The 16,200-nt window shown below is 50.7% G+C and carries 12 protein-coding genes; all 12 read right to left on the bottom strand.

Going from position 1 to position 16,200, the window contains the following annotated elements; translation table 11 throughout:
* Positions 1-163 precede the first annotated feature (163 nt).
* Positions 164-1,771: a DEAD/DEAH box helicase gene (locus QVE09_RS15415; RefSeq protein ID WP_315937488.1), complete on the bottom strand. Its 1,608-nt coding sequence runs from the start codon at positions 1,769-1,771 to the stop codon at positions 164-166.
* A gap of 1,256 nt (positions 1,772-3,027) precedes the next feature.
* Positions 3,028-4,479, bottom strand: a complete 1,452-nt coding sequence (locus QVE09_RS15410; RefSeq protein WP_315937487.1) for a SulP family inorganic anion transporter — start codon at positions 4,477-4,479, stop codon at positions 3,028-3,030.
* A 512-nt stretch (positions 4,480-4,991) separates the two neighbouring features.
* Entirely contained in the window at positions 4,992-6,662 is a 1,671-nt protein-coding gene (locus QVE09_RS15405) for an ABC1 kinase family protein (RefSeq protein WP_315937486.1), read from the bottom strand.
* The gene (locus QVE09_RS15400; protein ID WP_253441470.1) at positions 6,663-7,043 is read right to left on the bottom strand and encodes a phasin family protein; all 381 of its coding nucleotides are present in this window, start codon (positions 7,041-7,043) and stop codon (positions 6,663-6,665) included.
* Positions 7,044-7,115: 72 nt separating this feature from the next.
* Complete coding sequence (locus QVE09_RS15395) at positions 7,116-7,754, bottom strand: ThuA domain-containing protein (RefSeq protein WP_076209723.1); 639 nt, start codon at positions 7,752-7,754, stop codon at positions 7,116-7,118.
* Between the two features lie 43 nt (positions 7,755-7,797).
* Positions 7,798-8,520 (bottom strand): SDR family oxidoreductase, encoded by a 723-nt coding sequence (locus QVE09_RS15390; protein WP_315937485.1) that lies wholly within the window; start codon positions 8,518-8,520, stop codon positions 7,798-7,800.
* A gap of 178 nt (positions 8,521-8,698) precedes the next feature.
* A complete protein-coding gene (locus QVE09_RS15385; RefSeq protein WP_315937484.1) occupies positions 8,699-10,210 on the bottom strand; it encodes a cobyrinic acid a,c-diamide synthase CobB in 1,512 nt (503 codons plus the stop codon).
* 140 nt (positions 10,211-10,350) lie between these two features.
* Positions 10,351-11,439 carry a cobalt-precorrin 5A hydrolase gene (locus tag QVE09_RS15380; protein WP_315937483.1) on the bottom strand — a complete coding sequence of 363 codons (1,089 nt, stop codon included), beginning with the start codon at positions 11,437-11,439 and terminating at the stop codon, positions 10,351-10,353.
* Positions 11,432-12,229 (bottom strand): precorrin-4 C(11)-methyltransferase, encoded by a 798-nt coding sequence (gene cobM, locus QVE09_RS15375; protein ID WP_076332461.1) that lies wholly within the window; start codon positions 12,227-12,229, stop codon positions 11,432-11,434. Before cobM ends, QVE09_RS15380 begins: the two co-directional genes overlap by 8 nt.
* Positions 12,226-12,942: a precorrin-2 C(20)-methyltransferase gene (cobI, locus tag QVE09_RS15370; protein ID WP_315937482.1), complete on the bottom strand. Its 717-nt coding sequence runs from the start codon at positions 12,940-12,942 to the stop codon at positions 12,226-12,228. The genes cobM and cobI overlap by 4 nt, the downstream gene beginning before the upstream one ends.
* Positions 12,943-13,028: 86 nt before the next feature.
* Positions 13,029-14,312 (bottom strand): precorrin-6y C5,15-methyltransferase (decarboxylating) subunit CbiE, encoded by a 1,284-nt coding sequence (gene cbiE / locus QVE09_RS15365; RefSeq protein WP_315937481.1) that lies wholly within the window; start codon positions 14,310-14,312, stop codon positions 13,029-13,031.
* Positions 14,275-15,411: a cobalt-precorrin-5B (C(1))-methyltransferase gene (locus QVE09_RS15360; RefSeq protein ID WP_315937480.1), complete on the bottom strand. Its 1,137-nt coding sequence runs from the start codon at positions 15,409-15,411 to the stop codon at positions 14,275-14,277. The genes cbiE and QVE09_RS15360 overlap by 38 nt, the downstream gene beginning before the upstream one ends.
* Positions 15,412-16,200 lie beyond the last annotated feature (789 nt).

Raw genomic sequence — 16,200 nt, 5'->3', positions numbered from 1 at the left:
CTGTCCTGGTGAAAAAAGGGCCGCGACGTGGTTCCGTCACGACCCTTGATCTGACGGTTCGGTACATCTGTACCCGAACCCTCTCATATGTGCCATGCCAAACGCTGTGGCATGGCATGGTGCCTGCGCAAGTGCGGCTACCTCCGCCGCTTGCGTCAAGGCTTTACCGTCCGCGACGAGAATCGCGACGGTCGCCCTTCGCCGGTCCGCGTCCTGCGGATTCCGGACGGCGAGAGCCTTCGCTGCTGCGCCCGGAGCTGCGCTTGTCGGCGCTACGGCCAGCCCATCCGCTGCTAGCTGCACCGCGGCCGCCTTGGCCCGCTGCACCGCGACTGCTGTCGCTGCTGCGCGCGGAACCACGACCTGCGCTGCGCTCGTCGCCACTGCGACCCGCACCGCGTCCACCTTGGCCTGCTGCACCGCGACTGCTGTCGCTGCTGCGGCCACCGCTACGACCACCACTGCGGCCGCCTTCACTGCGTCCACCTTCGCCACCGCGGGAACCACGCCCCCCACGTCCGCCATCTCTGCGATCGTTACGGCCTGCACCGCGACGGGCACTGCCAGTTCCGGAAGAGCGTCCGCCTGAACGCTCGTCATCCCCTTGACTGTTGATGGAACGTCTAGCTGCTCCAGTTGAAGCAATTGGACCTTCGCTCGTCCACTGGATCCGTGATAGCTTCTGGTCGATACCTTGTTCAATACGTGCAAGTTCCGGTCTGTCGTGCTCTGTTGCAAACGTTACAGCAAGACCTGTACCGCCTGCACGGCCCGTACGACCAATCCGGTGGATATAACTTTCCGCATCATGCGGCATATCGTAGTTAAATACATGCGTTACGCCTTCAACATCAAGTCCACGTGCAGCTACATCTGTAGCAACCAGCACTTGCAGTTTGGCATCGCGGAACGCTTTCATTACGTTCTCACGCTTGGATTGGGACAGATCTCCATGAAGTTCATCACTTGCATAACCTGCTTCACGCAAATCTTGGTTCAGCTTGGATGCACGACGCTTGGTCCGGCAGAAAATAATCGCCAAGTATGGGCGATACGTATCAATCATGCCGCGAAGTGCTTCTAATTTACCGCGATCCGTACATTCCAGCACTTGCTGGCGAATCTGTTTGATCGGAATAACAGATTGAGAAGATACCTTCACATCTTCCGGATCTTTCATATAGGTCTTCGCCAGGTTGCGAATACCCTTTGGCATCGTTGCTGAGAACAGCATTGTCTGACGTTTGTGTGGCAGCTCACTAAGAATCGTTTCCACATCGTCCAGGAAGCCCATGTGCAACATTTGGTCGGCTTCATCCAGCACCAGTTTTTTCACATTATCAAGCTTCAACGTGCCACGGCGCAGGTGATCCAGGAGTCGACCTGGTGTACCAATAACGATCTGGGTACCGTTCTGCAATTTACGCAGTTGCTTGTCCACATCCTGCCCGCCGTATACAGCAAGCACGTGCAGTTTATCGTCGTTTGCCGTGAGCTTCTTCGCTTCTTCCGTAATTTGCAGCGCAAGCTCACGCGTAGGCGCAATAATCAGCGCTTGCGGAGAACGGTCGGATACGTTAATTTTCTGAATAATCGGCAGCAAAAATGCCAGCGTTTTCCCTGTTCCTGTCTGTGCCTCGGCGATAATATCGCGTCCACCCAGCAGTACCGGAATCGAACGCTCCTGTACCGGAGTCGGCACGGCGATGCCCTGATGTTTAAGGATCTCGCACCATTCCGGGCGAATGCCTAGTTGTTCAAAGTTTGCCAATCGTTACACCTCTGTATATTCATTTAGATAAGTCCATTTCATAATGACTTCTTTATCAGTATCTGCCATCAAGACTAGTTTTCCTTAGTTCAATCATGATTATGAAATGAATTTTTTAAAAAGCAATCCACTCGTTGCTCTTCTTCTCCATACCCTGTAGTTTACACGTTAGTCAAGCAAAACAAAAGGGGATACAGCGTTACACCCCCAACTTGTAGCACAAAATTCCAAGATCAGCGTAACTTGTATCGACCAAGTGAGTTTGAGGTTGATTTTGACAGTAACTATAGGAGCCTCTCTGAAAATGATGATGAGTGGAGCAAGCTAAGGCGCTAGCTCGAAGTATGACTTTAACTCTGTAGAATGGGATTGAGGATTGAACTGCACGTGGTCAGGCTGAGGGCATAGCGGGTCACACTGTCTATGGTACTTTTTGAGATGGATGTAATGGATCGTTATGTTCATAATCCCAGGATAGTTGAGAGATATCGTTGAGATAGAGATAGCTGCTATGATTCTATAAATTGTTGTGAAGGTCATCCTAAATAATGATCAAAAGGAAGCTATTTTGCAAAAGTTTCAGGAATTGAAAGGTATCTGGAATAACTCTTTCAAGATTTCTCGCGGTTTGAAAATAACTCTTACGCTGAACCTCTCACGTACCACTAATTCTAACGAATCCAGGACACCCTATTCCGACAATTAGAGCCGTTTGAATTTTCTAACGAACTCCAGTCACCTTATTACTCGGAAATACCCGCGAAACGGCATCAGTATGGGTGGAATCAGCATAATAAGATGTCTAAGATTCGTTAAAATAACGAAAACATGAAATAACCCCATATAAGACGTGCCAGGTTCGTTAGAATTTACACATAGGGAAGGACACAAGCATCAACACAGTAACATCAGCTACAGCAATAACAACATCTACTAGAACCAGAACATCAACTACAAAAAAGAACTAGAAACACCAACACCAACACCATCATTATCAACCAAAAACAACCAACACTACCTATACTTCTACTAGAACTACTACTACTACTACTACTACTACTTCGCAGTACAGACCACATTCTCTTATAAAAAACAACGACGCCCTCTCCCCGATTTACATTAGGGAAAAAGTGCGCCTCTGTTTAAAAAGTATCTTTTTATGTTGTCTCTACATAGGGATATCTAATGTCCGCTCACTTTGAGTTTTCACCTTATCTGCATAACCACATTTCGACTTGCACCTTCGTCCAACCAAATTACGAACCGTGCCCGCCAGCTGTAGCAAATCCACTCCGTTCAAGAATACGGGAACTCTCCTCGTTTAACCCGCGCAGGTGCACGGTTTTGCCAAGCTTCGCGTATTTGAACTTCACTTTGCCAATAGCCACAACCGCGGTATTATCCCAGATATGTGAGCCTCCAAAATCAATCGTGATCTCCTTCGGATCGGTCTCTGCATCGAACTCATCCACGAAGCGGGAGGAAGAACCAAAGAAGAACGGTCCGTGAACCCGGTATACTTTCTGCCCTTGTTCCTGGCTCGCCTGTACGCGGATCTTGGTCTGTTTCCAGCCAAAATGCAGCACACTGAGCACAACGCCGACCATGACCCCGATCGACAGATCGTGGGTATAGACTACAATTGCCACCGTCACGATCATGACAAAGGCTTCCGCCCGCGGAACACGGGCAATATTTTTGATGGAACTCCAGTCGAATGTCCCGATACACACCATAAACATTACACCGACGAGCGCACCCATCGGAACCTGTTTCACCACACCGCTGAACAGCAGCAACAGGATCGCGAGAAACGCACCCGCAGTAAACGTAGACAATCTTCCACGTCCGCCAGACTTCACATTAATGACCGACTGCCCAATCATCGCACAACCGCCCATACCGCCAAACAAACCGTTCACAAAATTTGCGATACCCTGACCACGCACCTCACGGTTCTTGCTGCTCTTGGTCTCGGTCATCTCATCCACGATGGTTGCGGTCAGTAGAGATTCCAGCAAACCAACCAGTGCCATAGTGAATGAATAAGGCAGCAGAATCATCAGCGTGTCCCAAGTCCATGCAATATTCGGCAAATGGAACATCGGCAGAGTGCTCGTTATATTCCCCATATTGCCGACCGTTCTTACATCCAGATGAAACACCACGGTAATAATCGTCATCACGATGATTGCAATCAGTGGAGCTGGAACGCCTTTGAAAAACCGTGGCAAAATATAAACGATCGCTAACGTGCCCGCCACCATCGCATACATGATCCAGTTCGCTCCCGTGAAGTGGGTCAACTGCGCCATAAAAATCAGGATAGCCAGTGCATTCACGAATCCGGTCAGTACCGAATGAGGCACAAACGTAATAAACCGCCCAACCTTGAATATGCCCAGTAGAAACTGGATAATGCCCGTCAAAATCGTAGCCGCAAAAAGATATTCCACGCCATAATCCTTGACGAGTCCAACCATTAGTACCGCCATGGCACCTGTTGCCGCCGAGATCATACCTGGTCTTCCACCAGCAATCGAGATCACAATCGCAATCGTAATCGAAGCGTACAACCCGACCATCGGATCGACACCGGCAATGATGGAGAAAGCAATGGCTTCCGGAATTAACGCCAGCGCTACCGTAATGCCTGCCAGCACGTCTCCGCGAATGTTGCCAAACCATTGTTGTTTTAAAGTATTCATATGTTCTTGCCGTTCCTCCTACGTGTATTCCTTATAATGGACAATCCTGCTGAAGCGTAACGGAAGCCGTTCACACTAACCAACTACCCAGGACAGCACAAAACAACGGATTCCTCTCCGCATCATTCGTATGCTCTTGCCTGAGTTACATCATTCTTCACCATCCGTATAACCTTGACGGGTTAATGAGCACTCATGTCTTTTCCGTTCCAGTGTGTACAGCTGGTATTCCATTACTGGCTTCAGTTTGTCTTACTCCTGCGACATCAGGAGCTGATCCTGATGCCCATAGGTTTTCCCCTCTCAGAAAAACCGGGTCCGTTAATGTACTGACCTATTATTATAGTCACAGGACTGGATATGTACTAACACAGTTAAGGCGAAAAAATAGAACCTTTTCTTCTATTATCTTAATCTTTCTATGAATTACTCACCCATTCTTTATTCACAAAAAACAACCCGCAAAGATCCTTTGAAGAAAGTCTCTTTACGGGTATTCTCGCAATGCTATGCTAGAATCTTCCTGATTTGAATATCGAATAGAGCAGGAAAGCCACCATCAGTATCGCGACCAGGAAACCAATCTCAATGACCGGAATATCCCATAGCATCGTGGATTGATGACTAATCGAAGATCCGATAATCAAGCCCACCATGATGATACAAAAAGCAAGTAACACAATACTGAAGGACAGCCGATTGCTGATCTGGTCCATTCTGCGCATGAGTGCATCGAGTTCAGGGACACTGATCTCCAGCCTCAGCTTGCCTTTGCTAATAATGGATGATAACTGCCTTAACTGCCCTGGCAGACCAATGACACTCTCGGCCATATCAGCCGCACTGCGGAACAACCGATTCTTGATTCTTCCGGCGCTAAAACGTTCCTTGATCAGTTTCCGCCCAAAAGACTCGGCCATATCTACAATGCTCAGGGAAGGATCGAGATGCTCGATCACACCTTCCATCGTTAGCAACGACTTACCGAGCAGCAGAATATCCGCAGGCATCACAACCCGGTGCCTCTGGGCTACGCCGAACAAGTCATTTAACGCCTGACCCACACTAATCTTGGAAAAGGGAATATCGTAATATTTGGTACGCAACTTGTCCAAATCCACATGAAGCCCACGCAGATCCATGTCATCTGGCATCATGCCAAGCTTCTCAATGGCACGGATCATACTGTCCGTATCTTTGCGCATTAACCCAATAATAAGCGAAGCAAGCTGCTGTTTCATCTCATCGCTCAGACTGCCCACCATACCAAAGTCTATAAAGGCAAGACGTCCATCCTTCAATACCATCAGGTTGCCCGGATGTGGGTCAGCGTGGAAGAATCCATGAATAAAGATCTGATTCAATAATGAATCCACCAACCGCTCTGCAATGTTATTCAGATCATGACCGCGTCTGACCAGTTCTTCACGATCATTGAGTTTGATACCTTCGATATACTCCATAGTAAGCACACGGGAGGAAGTCTGATCCCAGTAAATTGTCGGGATTTTCACCTTGTTGTCCTGTTGGTATTGCTGTGCAATCTTTTCCGTATTCCGGCCTTCGACCGTATAATCCAGCTCAGCCATCAATGCCTGAGCGTATTCTTCTACCATTTGCGGAATCTGATATTGCTTCACCCAATCCCATCGCTTCTCGGCCATGGCTGTCAGCTCACGCAAAATATCCAGGTCACGTTGCACAATACGCGATATGCCCGGCCGCTGAATCTTGATGGCTACCGACTCACCGCTTCGAAGTTTGCCCAGATGCACCTGTCCAATGCTGGCCGCAGCTACAGGGGTATCCTCGAACCGGGAAAAGATCTCCTCCAGCGGTGTATCCAATTCCTGTTCCAAAATACCCCGTGCCGTCTCGGAAGAGAACGGCGGGACCTGATCCTGCAACTTCACCAGCTCGCGAATGACAGACTCAGGCAATAGATCTGCCCTTGTGCTTGCGAGTTGCCCCAGCTTGACGAAAGCTGGCCCCAGCTCCTGCAGCACAAGCCTGATGCGTTCACTCAGCGTTTTGGTGGTGTGTGCTTCACGCGACATCCACCGTCTGGGCAGAGCCAGCAACTGGAACAAACCCAGCTCCTCGACCATATAACCGAAGCCATGACGCACGAGCGCCATGGCAATTTCACGGTATCTGCCGACATGTTTGATTCGCACTGCCATCTACTCGATCTCGTTTCCTTTGAGAGGAGGAGGAACTTCAAGTGGAGCTGGGGATTCATCAGGTTGAAGCTGTGGTGAGTGACCCAGTTCGGCAAGTTTTTTCTCCAGAACGGCAACACGCTGTTCCAGACTCGTTACATCACTTTCGGATGCCACACCAGCTTCCTGAAGCACACGCTTGACCTGTTCCTGAATCACTCTCTTGAACTGGCCTTGCTCTTCATCGCCCCGTTCCATCAGGCGTTCAACCAAAGCTTTGGATTCACCGGGTGCAAGTTCCCCGCGCTTGACCAAATCATCCACGGTTTTCTCAATTTTCTCTTTGCTTACGACAGTAAGACCAAGCCCTAACGAGATCGCCTTTTTGAACAAATCGCTCATTTTTGTCATCCTCCTCTTCGTTGATCTCTATATTATACCCCTTATACTCCTCATGCAAAAATGCCAGTCCGATCAGACGTAACGTGCAGCCCATTTGCCTGCTTGCAGAAGTAACTTGCGGTACGTTTCGTGCGCAAAAGACGGCACATGGTGACCCGGCATCAGATAAACAATACGTCCAACTCCATATCGATGCGCCCAAACCGCAGGCTTCGGTCCATCTTCAGATTGATATTCCAGCAATATTTTCGTTTCGGCAAAAGAACCAAACTCGAACTGATAAGGCTCTTCTTCCATTGTGAAACTCGAAATGCCCTCCGTCACTGGATGGCTTTCCGCCGTTACAGTGAATTCAAGCGGTGCATACGCCGGATGATGTAGGAACTTGGCACCGATCATCTGTTTGAGCTCATAACGATTTTGGAGCGAAATACCGTTATGTATAATGACCAGTCCACCTCCATTACTTACATAGGACAACAAACCTGCTGTCTGCTGTGGAGAGACTTTCCCCTTCCAATCGTCCATGTATGAGATACATACATCAAACCCGGTTATATTTTCTTGCAGCAACATATTCCGATTCTCACTGCATTGTACAGTCATAGTATCATGGAAAATTCGGCTGATCTCCGCATCCACCCCCTGAAGCGGGTGCCAGTCCGGATGTGTATAATCGCCAAGCAGCAACGCTTTTTTACGATGATCCATTCAATCAATCTCCTTTCTTGTTCACCTCACTGTATAAAACCAACTACCAGGGAAGATTCTCTCCCTTGTAGTCCACATATGCGGGCTGATCTCCTTTAAACTGTTCATAGCGGTCGATAAGTACTGCGATATGCTGTGCAGATTGCTCGGGCGTGAGATCCGCAGCAACATCCAATTCACCCCGCATATAACTCTGTACCCAACCGGGATGCACAAGCATCACTTGTCCGCCTACATCCTTCAGACCATTGTGCACAAGACGGGCCTGCATGTTCAAAGCAGCTTTGGACATACAATAGGCAAACCACCCATCCCGACTGCATTGCTCTATACTTCCAGCCTCGGAAGAGATATCAACAATCAGCTTGACCTGTCCTTGAAGAAGGAGGGGTAACAGGGAATGAGTCACACGCAGTGTACCTAAGGTGTTCACATTAAATACTTCAGCCATCTCCGCCATATTCAACGGCCCGCGGATATGATCCGTAATACTCCCTAGTATAGCCGCATTATTGATTAGCATATCCAAATGATTCGTATCCAGCTTCAATGTCTCCGTGAACAGAGCTACCGACAGGTCGTCCGCGATATCCAGTTCGATGGCGCGCAGATGGTCAGGATATCCTTCTGCAAGCATACGAATCCCTTCGGAATCTTCCACGTCCAGACCGGCCGCATATACGAGATACCCTCTCTTCAGCATCTGTGCCGTCAAAGCCAATCCCAATCCCCGGGCAGCTCCCGTTACACATACGGTTCTCATCATGATGTCCCTCCCTCGCAAAATGATTCTGTCTTTTATTCATTCCACATATTCATCTGAAAACCTTTAATTCAGAATGGGATCGCCAACTTCACGACCAAAGACTCATGAGGTAAAAGTAAGATTAGAGCCATTCTGCTTATTGAATTCAGCTATCTATTTGAGCTATAAATAGCTGCTATTATCTCTGTATATATCGCTCCTGCCGATAGGCTAAACAATGTTCCACCCATCTTCGAGCGGCCGCAGGGTAAGAGCCCAGATGAACGTGCGTATACCCCGCCACGATGTTGCCTGCCGCATACCCTTCTTGCTTCAGGCCGCGCAACCCCTTGGTCTCATACGCATAAGGGATCGTTTCTTCATCACGATAGGTCATCGTGGAATAATGAAATTCATGACCCCGAAGTACTTCACCCTTTTTCAGCAAAAAGGAATTCTGAACGCTACTCGCTTCACGGTAGCCAAGCGCAGCTCGCTTCTTCTGCATCTGCACCTGTGCGGGGATAATGCCCGCCATGTCGAAAGTAATTCCCTCACGGTTGGTCAACGTTTCCCCAAGCACCATGTAACCACCACACTCGGCAAATAAAGGCATGTTGGATTGTGCCGCCTGTCGAAGTCCTTCCAAGAACCCTTGGTTACCGGCAATCTCTGCTGCAAACTCCTCTGGAAACCCGCCACCCAAATAGATGCCATCCACATCCGTTGGAATACCTTCACCAGCGAGCGGACTGAAGTATTGTAATCGGGCCCCGGCTGCTTCGAGCAATTCCAGATTATCGGGATAATAGAAATTAAATGCCGCATCACGTGCAACGGCAATGACAGGCTGCACCTCATATGATACATGTCGATTATTAACGTGGATCACTGAATCGGAATGTGAATCGGAATGTGAATCGTAATTCGAGCCTGATTCAGCATTAGCTGAGTCCGTGTAGGCATTAGTTGCAGGACTCACTTCTTCTGCATTTAACGGCGGGGCGCTTGCTGCCAGCTCCAGCAGAAGATCCAGATCGGTACCTTCCATTAACACATCGGCTGCACGTTGGAATAATGGTTCCAGTTCACCGCGCTCGATGGCAGGCACCAGGCCCAGATGTCTCTCCGGGATGGACATGTCTTCGTCCCGCTTCAGCCAGCCAACCACCGGAATGCCACACATTTGCTCAATGGCTTTTTTCACAATGGTATAATGACCCGCACTTCCGCACCGGTTGACGATCACTCCTGCAATATATAATTCAGGCTCCAACTGTTGAAAACCCAGCACAATTGCGGCCGCACTGCGAGCCATGCTGCGTACGTCCACAACCAGGATCACAGGGGTCTGCGTGACCAGAGCAATCTCTGCAGTTGAGCCTGTATTGCTGAGCGGATCTTTGCCATCATAGAGGCCCATAACGCCCTCGATAATGGAAATATCATGTCCCGCCGATGCCTTCTCGAACGTATCTCTCACGTATTCAGGCGATGTCATCCATGCATCCAGATTACGTGACGCTCTGCCCGTGACTGCGGTATGGTATGTAGGATCAATATAGTCCGGGCCGCATTTGAACCCTTGTACACTCAAACCACGCTGAGCTAGTGCTCTCATTAGCCCCAAGGTCACTGTCGTTTTCCCTGCACCACTTCCGGTGCCTGCAATGATCAGTCGGGGTCTGGTGTTACGATTTGTAATGGTCATCGTCATTTCCACCTTTTCTTCGAGATAACAAAACCGCATCATATAGCGATGCGGTCAAGATTAATGCACACTCTTTATTCATTAGGGTATTCTGTCATCGCAGTGCTATTGTGTAAAGTAGATTCACTTCATATATATCTCTACTCAAATGAAACCCGGGCAACGGAGATCGTCAGATTACCGCTCTTTTTCTTCTCAAGCAGCCAATGATCGGCTCCCGAGGAGAGCAACGCCGCAGGTTCGCTTACGCCATATGCTCCGGTATATTTGAATACCGTCTGGGATGGATTCGCAAGCTTCACCGTGTTCAGTTCCGCAGGAGTGTAGGTCACCAGCTCCCAGCCGTATTTGGCGCATAGAGCCAACAGGCCTTCTTCATCCTTTTTCAGATTAATCGTAGCAATGTTGCGCACGCTCTTCACGGAAAGGGATAATTCCTCCAAGGTGGCGAGGACCTCCTGCTCCAATTCCTCTACAGATGTGCCGCGATTACAGCCCATGCCGAGCACGAGGCTTTTTGGCCGATACAGTACGCCATTCGTGAGAAAACGTTCCTCTTCTTCTGCCGAAAGCAGGCGGTCGCTGACGACCAGTGCAGCGTTGAACGGGAATGATTCCGTTTCCTCTAAACTGCTGAAGACACGGATATGATCCGGCACAGGTTTGTTATATTTCCACCAGTTCCGCTCCCCTGTCTCCTGAATGAGAGCTACAGGCTCTTCATTCACAACAGCCGCACTGACAGGTGTCGCTTTGTCGAAGCTGTCCACGATCCAACCCAGCTCCCGGCCAAACATGTCCACCGGAATAGTGCCTTGCACGTCTGAAGCTGTCGTGATGACCGCACGTGCGCCGAGTACTTCCGCGACCTGACGAGTTAACTCATTCGCGCCGCCGAGATGACCAGACAGCACGCTGATGACATTTTCGCCGCGGTCATCAATGACCAGTACGGCGGGATCGACTTTTTTGTCCACCAAAATCGGAGCGATCATCCGCACAACTGCACCCAGTGAGATAAACAGAATGATGCCATTATATCGCTTGAACAATTCAGGTAAAATCAGCTTCACCGAGCCTTCAAACAGCTCATAACCCAACTGCTCTTCATCGCCACGAGCAAACTTGCTCATATAATACACGTCTGTTCCCTGGAACTGTCCTGCCAGATTACGCACCATCTCCACACCATGCTTCGTGATGGCAACGGCTGCAAACGGATTACTCACCGGACTTCACTCCCTTGCGATAGCCATGGGTGAAGGATTTATCATAGAGCTTGGAACGGTGGGCATCCCGGTTCACGAGATCCGGGTCAAGCGCCCAGCCTGCCAAGATCATTGCATGCATTGTGATGCCTGCGGCACGCAGATCGGCGGCCAGATTAGCAAGCGTGGTCCGTACAATCTTCTGATCAGGCCATGTTGCCCGCTGTACGACTGCCACAGGTGTATCTTCGCTCCAGCCTGCGGCGAGGAATTCAACCACGACCTTTTTCGCCAAAGTTGCACTCAGGAAGAGCGCCACCGTACAGTGGTGGGATGCCAGATCTCGCAGTTTCTCCCGTTCAGGCACAGGGGTACGACCTTCTGCACGTGTCAGAATTACGGTCTGCGTCAGTTCTGGTACGGTGAGTTCAGCCCCTAATGCAGCTGCTGAAGCAAAGACCGAACTCACACCCGGAATAATTTCATATTCCACGCCCTGCTGTTTCAGCAGTACCATTTGTTCCAAAATTGCACCATACATTGCTGGGTCACCAGTATGTACACGGGCTACACTTCTACCCGCACGAGTTGCTTCACACATCAGCTCAACCTGACGTTCCAGATCCATGCCAGAGCTTTGCAGCACTTCTGCTTCGGGCTTCGCTGTCGCAATCAGTTCATCATTCACGAGGGAATCCGTATACAGCACCAGATCCGCACTTCTCAAAATGTTTGAACCTTTCACCGTAATCAGTTCCGGGTCACCCGGGCCTGCACCTACAATGTAAACTTTCGCTTCCAATGTCTTCATTTGCTCACCACCATCAGGCTTAGATATTCCAGCTCCTGCCCTTTCAGTTCACGGGCATCACGCCAGACCAGTTCATATGGAGAAGTGACTTTGGTAACGACCGAAGCTTTGCCGCCAAGTCCCATCTCGTCCAGCAATTCAAGCATCGGGTCAAGCACCTTTGCCACTTTGATAAATACAATCGTATCGTGATGCTCAATCGCCTGTCGCATCGCTTCTTTATCTGCCGTAGCCGGAATAATGCCCACCTGTTCGTCTCCGTCTGCCAGATGGATATCCAGCGCTGCCGCTGCACCCAACACGGATGAGATGCCTGGGATCGAACTAATCGGCACTTCAGGATGCAACTCTCGCATTAACCGTGCCAAATGAATAAATGTACTGTACAGGTTAGGATCACCCTCAGTTACAAAGGCCACATCCTTGCCTTCCTTGAGCGCACCCCAGCATGCTTCAACGGTCTTGCCCCACTCGCGTTCAAGCACAACCGGGTCCTTGGTCATTGGGAAGATCAGGCCGAGCATCTCTTTTTCTTCCGGGTTCACATACAGTTCCACAATCTCGTGTGCGTACGATTTACCGCCTTTGCGCTTCTTCGGGTAAGCGACCACTGGACATTCCCGGATCATCCGGTACGCCTTCACGGTAATCAGCTCCGGGTCTCCCGGCCCAACACCGACACCATACAACGTACCTACGGTTTTACCGTTCAACGACACATCTGTATCTGTGATTTCCCATGTAGTACTTCCTGTTGTTGTACTGATGTTATTCTCCCCCTTGTTCGCTCATTGAAAAATCACTCTGCTCCGTCTGCGGATTCCGCTTCTTCGGTTACTGTGTGCTGTCCTGTGATCACGTAAATCGGATTCAATCCGTCAAAACGGGTCATGTTCAGGATCGGCTTGCTGCGCGCCGTCTGAAGTAACGTCACCGATGGGTCAAGGCCTGCTTCGCGCATGGCCTTCATGCTGTCATGCAGCGTCTCGATGGTCGCTGCATTCACGACAATGCGTCCCTCCGGGCGTAGCCGGGACGCACACAAGGTGATCAGTTGCGCGAGTTCGCCGCCGCTGCCGCCAATGAACACCGCATCCGGATTCGGTAGTTCGTCCAGCCCTGCTGGTGCCTTGGCATGAAGGACGGTGAAGTCTGTCCGGAATTTGATCCGGTTGGCCTCGATGTTCACGAGGTCCCCTTCATTTTTTTCGATGGCAAAGACTTGTCCCTGCGGCGCGAGCCGTGTACATTCTACCGCCACTGAGCCTGATCCTGCGCCGATATCCCACACAATGCTGTCCACGCCAAGCCGCAGTTCAGCCAAGCTGAATGCGCGGACTTCGCGCTTGGTGATCAGGCCTTTCTCCGGTTTGCGCTGATGGAATTCCTCGTCCGCAAAACCGAACCCTCTGCGCGGCGCAGGTGCATCCTTGCGGCGCAGCAAAATAACGACGTTCAGCGGGCTGCATTCTGCTGCCGCCAGCTCGTCGAGGGTGTAATGGCGGGCACGTTCATTTGCCCCGCCCAGGTTCTCGGCAACGTAGGCATCATACTCAGTCATGACGAACTGTTGCAGATAAGCCCCGATCGCAGCGGGGCTGTTGTGCTCGTCCGTGAGCAGCGCAACTTTGGCTTTGCCATCGATGCGCTGTGCGAGGCCCTTGAGCGGGCGTCCGTGCACGCTTTCGAGCACGGCATCGTGCCAGCTCTCGCCAAGCTGGGCAAATGCCAGCTGCAGCGAACTGAGATTAGGCCGGATCTCCAGTTGATCCGGGCCGATTTTGCGCGCTAAGTACCCGGCGATGCCGTAGAACAGCGGGTCTCCCGAGGCAAGCACAACAACGTTGTGTGTGGCCTGCAACGCTTTTATTTTCACAACGAGATCGCTTAAACCGCTCTTAATCGCTAACTTTTCACCTGCAAATGCCGGGAAATACTGTAGCTGGCGCTCTCCGCCAACGAGTACATCTGCCTCCTGAATGAGATTCAGGCTCTCCGTTGTTAATCCTGCCGCGCCTTCTTCACCCACGCCGATAATGCGGATTTTACGATTCTTTGCTCCAGTTGCTGTCTTCGAGTTCACTGATTTCCGCCCTCCCCAGTTCCATTCCTTTCATCGTTACCAATACCACTTCCACCGTCACGCCGCCTCCTGCATGTTCCAAACAGTGCCGACAGGCGTATGTACATAACTTTTCAAAATAGGGTAAATACCCGGCCTCGGTCATCATATCCGCCACTTGAGTCGCCGTGTTGGCTTCCTCGATCGCTTGCGCCAGTTCATCTCCAGCTCCGGTCTCGCGGGCCACGGACGCAAGAAATCCAAAATCCACCGGCGCACTCTTGGAGTGCACCATCATGACGCCTTGAGCCACTTTGGCAAATTTACCGGGCATCCCGACCAGCGTGATGCGTTTCATGCCCAGTCGTTTACCGTGTTTGATAGCAAAGCCAACAAAGTCCCCCATCTGGATAAAAGCTTCCTCCGGCAGTTCGGGCATCATTTTCATGGCGTATTTCTCACTGCTGCCGCCCGTGGTCAACACTATGTGTTCACAGCCGGAAGCCTGCGCAACCGAGATGGCCTGGACCACACTCGCTCTGTAAGCAGAGGTGGAGAACGGAACGACCACGCCGCGTGTACCTAAAATAGAGATGCCGCCCAGAATGCCCAGACGGGAATTCAGTGTCTTCTTGGCCATCTCTTCGCCTTCCGGCACGCTGATCACAACCCGCACCCCTCTGGCTGTGCCATGTTCGGCGAGCACCTGGGTGACGGCTTCGGTAATCATGCGGCGCGGAACGGGATTAATTGCCGCTTCGCCTACAGGCACGGGCAATCCGGGCTTTGTAACTCGACCTACGCCGATGCCCCCATCCAGCTCCATACCCGGCTCGTCCCGCCAGGACACATGTGCGACGATCTTCGCTCGATGCGTGGCGTCCGGGTCATCCCCGGCATCCTTGATGGTGGCACAGGTCGCTACGCCATCGGTCAATTCCTGCTCGATCAGTTCGAACGAGTGGTCAAAGCCCGCGGGCAACGAAACCACGGCCTGTGCCGGAATAACACCTGTTAACAGGTGCTGCGTCGCTCCCTTGGCAACGGCTGTGGCGCATGCTCCTGTGGTGAAACCGGAACGCATTGGTTTGTCGGGGTCTGGTGTATTGCCGCCTATCATGGGGTTTGAACCTCCCGTCCTTTAATTAGCTAGTTTAAATGAGGTGGCATTACGCTGCGTGTGTGGGTGGTGGCTTTGGGAGCTTGGGTGGCCGCTACGGGTACGGATCGTTCTTATGATCGCTGTTGTCTCCAGATTTCTTTGATTCCCCTTTTCTAAAGGGAGAAATCCGGAGACAAAGGCGACCGCTCCGCTTCTTCAGAATCGATTCCGTCCCCTTCGCTGCTACCTGCTTCTACATCCACCTGGCACAGTGCGCAGTGCCACCTCTTGGGCTAAACAAGGCCCTGAGGGTTTTTTGGGTAACTGATCATTCCATGCCAGTAGGACTTGGCTTGGAATGTAGTTACACGGTTTTGCGACTGTGTACACTTCCGCCTTTGGTGGACCGCTCTGGGGACGGATCTTTGTTATGATCGCTGTTCTCCCCTTCGCTGCTACCTGCGTCTGCATCCACCTGGCACAGTGCGTAATGCCACCTCTTGGGCTACACAGTGCCCTGAGGTTTATTTTGGGTAACTGATCATTCCATGCCAGAATGTAGTTACTTGGTTTTGTGACTGTTTAGCATTCGATTGAATCGTCTACATTTTAACGAACCAAGGAGACGCTATTGGGGCCAAATTTCACAAACAATAAATGTAACGAATCGTAGTAACGTTATTGCATTAAAAAGATGCGTTTTCACTACTTTTTGGCGGTTTCCACCGGAATAGCTTTACTCAGGTTCTTTAAAATATGAAATGGATGATAATCCGCAATATAAGGCCTGTGGGATTCGTTAAAGTT

The organism is Paenibacillus sp. ClWae2A (assembly GCF_032452295.1).
Lineage (GTDB): Bacteria > Bacillota > Bacilli > Paenibacillales > Paenibacillaceae > Paenibacillus.
This window is presented reverse-complemented; position numbering and strand designations above follow the sequence as displayed.